We start from the raw sequence: 6303 nt of genomic DNA on the forward strand, positions 1-6303 counted from the left end.
TGCTCGCGATAAGGCCCGCTCAGGCATCATCAGTTTGTCCTTGAGAACCCAATCCCCTGTAGCCGCTGCCGCAGGCTGCGATCGGGCTCGCAGAGCCCGCAACCCGGACAACGCGTATTGCCGACGCCTCCTTTGCCTCGGCTGCGCCGCCGATCGCAACCTGCGGCAGCGGCTACGCAGGTTTTACCAGCGCATCCGCACACCCAGGCTGCCGATCAGCCCGTTGAGGTCGTTGTCGTCCACGTCGCTGCTGTAGTCGGCGCTCACATACAGGCTGACGACGGGGGTAATCCTGGCCACCAGGCCCAGGCCGACTTCGACCGTGGAGGACTTGTGGCTGCTGCTGATCTTGTCGACTTTGTCCAAGGTCAGCACATCGCCGCTGTACACCGTGTGCCACAAGCTGGTGCGCACATAGGGTTCCAGCGAGTGCCCGGCGATGTCATAACGACCTTGCAGATGGGCCCCGACGCGGCCGCTCCAGGCGTTCAGGTTGCCGGCGGAGCGGGTGCTGCTGTCGGCATTCGGGTTGTCCAGGCTGACGCGCTGGTTGATCAATTGCGCCTGGGGTTCGACCACCCAGTTGTCGCTGATACCGATGGGAATCCCGCCTTGCACCGACAGGGTCACCGCGCTGCCTTCGGCGGCTTGCCGCTGGCCTTGCTCGGTGCGGCTGAAGCCGCTGACCCGGGCGCCGCTGGCCGACAGGTCGACGTGCCAGCCCTGCGGGCCGGTCAGGCTCCAGAACGCGCCAAGACTTTGACCCTGGACACTGAAACTGTCGTTACGCGGGTCGCTGAAACCGCCGGGCATTCCCTGGCTGTTGGCCTGGAACTGGCTCTGGCCGCCCAACAGGCCGATGCGCTGGGTATGCCCGCTGCTGCTTTCCAGGGTGTAGAGCACCGAGCCGCCGGGCGTACCGTTGATGCTGCTGGCAAAACGCGAACCGAGATAGCCGACTTCGGTCTGCCGCGCCGCGGGCCCGTACGATGGGTCCCAGACCTGCGGGCTGCCTTGCACGATGCCCAGGCTGTTGCCCATGGGCTGGCTGGCCGGCATGGGCGTCGCGGATGTCGCGGGTGTCAACAGGCGGTTCAGGAGCAGGTCCTGGCGATACCAGAGCTCATCCTCGGCAGGGGATGCTTGTACCTCCATGGAAGAACACAGCAATACCGAAGCGGAAACTGTGCACAGAATGATCTTGATCTCTTGTGGGGTGAGTGAAGTTTTCATGGAGGGCTACCTTGCAATCGCATGCCGTGTCTCGCCGTGGCGTCTCTCCTACCCCGAATGAGGGGCGACCGAGTTCGTTGAGGCAAGGCTCGGCGACCCGCTCTAGAGCAGGTATCCGAGGCTTGCCCCTGGTTGTATTTCCGGGGGTAGTAAGCTGTAGCTAAGGAGACGACAGGGCAGCCGTCAAGAAAATGACCGACCAGCGGCGTAGGAGATTTAGGCGTTGTAACCGACTGAAAAAAAGCGTTTCTCTAAGTTCTTGTTTGCGCGAAAAAACGTCAAGAAAGGCGAGAGAAAGCGATTTTCGGTAGCCCGCTACCGACTCGCCCTGGGCGCGCGAGTCGGTCATTTTCCTGCGCCAGGGACGGTGTCAGCCCTTGGCCAGCTCGCTGGCCGCTTCGTCGATCAGCCCGGCGACCTCGCTGGCCTGGGAGGCGAGGGAGGCGTGACTGGCGGCCAGGCTGATGATTTTTTTCGCCCCCAGGCGTGCGGCCATGCGCTGCTGGTTTTGCGGGGCGATCATCCGGTCCTCGGTGGAAATCTGGTACCAGGACGGCTTGTGCTTCCAGGCGGGGGTGCCGATGGGGTCGCCGAAGGTACTGGCCAGCGGCGCCTTCTGGGTCAGGCCCATGACCAGCCCGTCCTGCTCCGGCAGGTCCTGGCAGAAGCTTTCATGGAACAGCTCCGGCTGGACCCAGAGGTAACCGTCGCTGTCGGGTTGCAGGTTCGCCGCGGCCACCGGCGGATGCTGCTGGGTGATGCTGCCCGGGCTTTCGCCGGCGTCGGGGGCGAAGGCGGCGATGTACACCAGGCCCGCGACATTCGGTGCCAGGCCGGCCTCGGTGATCACCGCGCCGCCATAGGAATGCCCGACCAGCAGCACCGGGCCTTGCTGCTGGGCCACCAGCTTGCGGGTGCGCTCGACGTCGTCGGCCAGCGAGGTCAGCGGCAGCTCCACCGCGCGAATTCGCGTGTAGCCCCGTTGCAACAGCTCGACAATGATCTTGTTCCAGTGGGCGGCACCGCCCCAGAAACCATGGACCAGCACAATCACGGGTTTGTCACTCATGGGATGACTCCTTGGTAAACACACCAGACAGCGCCCCGACGCTGTGGGCAGCGTCGGAATGAGAGTGGTCGAGTATTGGTGACAATCGCCGGCCGTGCACGGCGAATGTTCGAGCGGATATTCAGAGGTGCACTTCGACCGCCAGCGGCAGGTGATCCGACAGATGAGTCCAGGGCTTGTGCCCGAGGATCTTCGGCGCGTGGCTGCTGGCATTGCGCAGGTAGATGCGGTCCAGGCGCAGCAGCGGCCAGCGTGCCGGGTAGGTCTTGGCCGGGCTGCCATGGTGGCGTTCGAAGGCTTCGTGCAGGTCGTTGCGACGGGCGAGGGTGGCGTTGCCATGCAACTGCCAGTCGTTGAAGTCGCCGGCGATGATCACCGGCGCATCGTCCGGCAGCGACTCGAGCAACTGGCACAACAGCGCCAGCTGCAGCTGGCGATGACTTTCCAGCAGGCTCAGGTGCACGCAGATCGCGTGCACTTCGGCGTGCCCCGGTACATCCAGCACGCAATGCAACAGCCCGCGGCGCTCGGGGCCGGTGATCGAGACATCGAGGTTGCGGTACTGGCGGATCGGGTATTTCGACAGCAGGGCGTTGCCGTGATGGCCGTCGGGATAGACCGCGTTGCGCCCATAGGCGAAGTCGCTCCACATGCTGTCGGCGAGAAACTCGTATTGCGACTGCTGGGGCCAGTTGCTGTAGCGGTTGGCGTGGCGATCGTGCTCGCCCAGCACTTCCTGGAGAAACACCAGGTCGGCCTGGGTGCTGCGGACCGCGTCACGCAGCTCCGGGAGAATGAAACGGCGGTTCAGGGCGGTGAAGCCCTTGTGGGTATTGACGGTCAGGATGCGCAGGCGATGGATCGCCGGGGTTTCGTCTGGCGCTGCCGACGTGACCGGGCGCCTGGTTGAATCGGTGCTCACGCTCACTCCTCGTAATCAGGGCGGTTACTCATGCGACTGACACTTTGCCGGTCAGTTCAGGTTTTTCCCCGGTCTGCCTGCAGCGGGCAGCCCTACATGAAAATGATTTCGTAGGACTGGCGCAGCCGCTCCAGCACCACCGGCGTCAGCGTCGGGGCCAGGCCAATGCCCGGGTCGCCCTGCAACTGGCTGGCATAGGCATGCGCCGCATGACGCTTGCGGGCCACGGTCCAGGTGTCGAGGCGCAGCTTGCGGGCGCGGTGCCAGGGCAGCAGGTGCTCATCGCGCGCCGGCCAGTGCCAGGCCCATACCGGCACTTCGTGGAACGCCACGCCGGCCTGGGCCGCGGCCTTGGCGCTGGCCCGGCCGACGGCGTCGTGGTCGTCGTTGCCGTCTTCGCGCCAGGTGCTGAACACCACGTCATCGGGGCGCAGGTAGCGGCCGATGAACTGGCTCAACTGGTGCTCGCGTTCCTGCAGGCCGCTGTCGGCAAAACCGCCGCGAATCCACTGCAGGCTGTGCAGGGGCAAGCCCAGGCGGCGCAGGGCCTCGACACTTTCCTGGGGGCGGAACACGCTCAGGCGCCGCTCGGACCACAGGTCGGAGCCGGGGTGGCTGGCGCTGCCGTCGGTGACGGAAATCAGTTGCAGCGGATGGCCGTGGTGGGCCAGTACCTGCAGCAGGCCGCCGCAGGTCAGCACTTCGTCGCCGGGGTGCGGGGCGATGACCACCGCGCGAAAGCCGGGCGGCACCAGGCTGGCAAGGTTGATGGGGGGGACGTCGAGCAGTTGGCGGGCGCCGTTCCAGACCTGCTCCGGCCAGTTGTCGCTCAGGGGTATGGATCTCATGGGTGTCACATCCTTGTTCCGGGGCAGTCGGCGTGCGGTGATGAACCGGGCCGCTTGGGTTCGCACCCGGCGTCGGTTCGGGTGCCGGCGCTCCATACCTTGGATTGCCGTCCTGCAAGAGTGATCAATCATACACAGCCGTTGGCCGCCGTCGCAGGGGCCAGCGGTTTTTTTTCCAGAGGCTGAAGATAGTCGGGGGGATATGCGGTTGGCACGGGTGTTCAGGCAAAGAGTGCAGAGTGGGCGACTGTAGAAGGTAGGGCATAACCGTCCCGATTTTGTAAGTAGGTAAGTTCGGGAGATGTAGGAATCGTCTGATTTTCTGTTCTTTATCGTGATTGGAGTTGGCCGGTATTGAGTTTCGGGAGAGGCGTCCCCCACTATTCAGCCCTTGCTTATTCAACGGATGGATTTCACGGCATGCTGGATGCTAACGCTACCCATATTTCCCTGACGATCGAAGGCGCCTCGGTCGACCTTCAGGTCCTCAGTTTCGTTGGCCGCGAAGCCCTCAATCAGCCCTTCTGCTTCGATATCGAACTGGTCAGCGCACGTCCCGACCTCAAGCTCGAGGAGCTGCTGCACAAGCCGGCCTGCCTGACCTTTGGCGGCTTAGGCAAAGGCAGTGGCAAAGGCCTGATCCATGGCCTGGTGTACCGCATCGCCCAGGGTGATTCCGGGCGCAAGCTGACCCGCTACAGCATCAGCCTGACCCCGCAGCTCAACTACCTGCGCCACAGCTTCAACCAGAAGATCTACCAGCACCTGAGCGTGCCGAAGATCATCGCCCAGGTCCTCGAGGCCCGCGGCATCCTGGCCGACGCCTACAGTTTCCAGCTCGGCGCCACCTACCCGGAGCGGGTCTACTGCACCCAGTACGACGAATCCGACCTGCACTTCATCCAGCGCCTGTGCGAAGAAGAAGGCATTCACTTCCACTTCCAGCACAGTGCCGGCGGCCACAAGCTGGTGTTCGGCGACGACCAGACGGTGTTCCGCAAGCTGGCGGCGGTGAACTACCAGCAGGACTCGGGCATGGCCGCCGAGCAGCCGGTGATCAAGCGCTTCAACCTGCGCCTGGAAACCCGCACCAGCCGCGTCAGCCGCCGCGACTACGACTTCGAGAAACCACGGCTGCTGCCCGAAGGCGCGGCCAAGTCCGGGGTCATGCCGGACCTGGAAGACTACGACTACCCCGGCCTGTTCACCCAGCAGGCCCGCGGCAAGCAACTGGCGACCCGCGCCCTGGAACGCCACCGCAGCGACTACCAGCTGGCCGAAGGCAAAGGCGACGAGCCGAGCCTGGTCAGTGGCCACTTCCTGACCCTGGCCGAACACCCGCGCAGCGAATGGAACGACCTGTGGCTGCTGCTGGAAGTCATCCACGAAGGCAAGCAGCCGCAGGTGTTGGGCGAGAACATCACCAGCGACGTCACCAGCCACAAGGACGACTTCCACCAGGGCTACCGCAACCGCTTCCTCGCCACGCCCTGGGACGCCCACTACCGCCCGCCGCTGGAACACCCGAAACCCAAGTCCCTGGGCAGCCAGACCGCCGTGGTCACCGGGCCCAAGGGCGAAGAAATCCATTGCGACCAGTACGGGCGGATCAAGGTGCAGTTCCACTGGGACCGCGACGGCCTGGCCGACGACAACACCTCCTGCTGGGTCCGCGTCGCCAGCGGCTGGGCCGGCAAGGCCTACGGCGGCATCGCCATCCCGCGGATCGGCATGGAAGTGCTGGTGACCTTCCTCGAAGGCGATCCCGACCAACCGCTGGTCACCGGCTGCCTGTACCACAAGGAAAACGTGGTCCCCTACGACCTGCCGGCGAACAAGACCCGCAGCACCTTCAAGACCCTCAGCTCGCCGGGCGGCAAGGGCTATAACGAACTGCGCATCGAAGACAAGAAAGGCGCCGAGCAGATCTACCTGCACGCCCAGCGCGACTGGGACGAAAACGTCGAGCACGACCAGCGGATCCGCGTCGGCAACGAACGCCACGACACGGTCGAAGCCAACACCCTGACCGAACTCAAGGCCGAAGAACACCGCATCACCCACCTCGACCGCAAGAGCGAAATCCGCGCCAACGACCACCTCACCGTGGCCGTCACCCAGCACGCCAACATCGGCACCGCGCAATTCGTCGAGGCCGGCCAGGAGATTCACTACAAGACCGGCAACATCGTAGTCCTGGAAGCCGGCGCCGAACTCACCGCCAAGGCCGG

The 6303-nt window shown here is 64.5% G+C and carries 5 protein-coding genes; 1 reads left to right on the forward strand and 4 read right to left on the reverse strand.

Annotated features, from left to right (window positions below; translation table 11 throughout):
* Positions 1-183 precede the first annotated feature (183 nt).
* From PVZ80_RS15035 to PVZ80_RS15050, 4 genes are all read right to left on the reverse strand, one after another.
* Positions 184-1233, reverse strand: coding sequence for an autotransporter domain-containing protein (locus PVZ80_RS15035; RefSeq protein WP_273864128.1), 1050 nt, complete (start codon positions 1231-1233; stop codon positions 184-186).
* 370 nt (positions 1234-1603) lie between these two features.
* On the reverse strand, positions 1604-2302 hold the full coding sequence (locus PVZ80_RS15040) for an alpha/beta hydrolase (protein ID WP_273864129.1): 699 nt from the start codon (positions 2300-2302) through the stop codon (positions 1604-1606).
* Between the two features lie 121 nt (positions 2303-2423).
* Complete coding sequence (locus PVZ80_RS15045; protein WP_016704743.1) at positions 2424-3224, reverse strand: endonuclease/exonuclease/phosphatase family protein; 801 nt, start codon at positions 3222-3224, stop codon at positions 2424-2426.
* A 92-nt stretch (positions 3225-3316) separates the two neighbouring features.
* Complete coding sequence (locus PVZ80_RS15050) at positions 3317-4072, reverse strand: PIG-L deacetylase family protein (protein ID WP_009048817.1); 756 nt, start codon at positions 4070-4072, stop codon at positions 3317-3319.
* Positions 4073-4492: 420 nt separating this feature from the next.
* On the opposite strand from PVZ80_RS15050, the gene PVZ80_RS15055 reads away from it, so the two are divergent.
* Positions 4493-6303, forward strand: a 1811-nt coding sequence (locus PVZ80_RS15055; RefSeq protein WP_273864130.1) for a type VI secretion system Vgr family protein, incomplete at its 3' end; no start/stop codon positions are given.

It is taken from the genome of Pseudomonas sp. B3G-3 (assembly GCF_028640915.1).
Classification (GTDB): domain Bacteria; phylum Pseudomonadota; class Gammaproteobacteria; order Pseudomonadales; family Pseudomonadaceae; genus Aquipseudomonas; species Aquipseudomonas chlororaphis_I.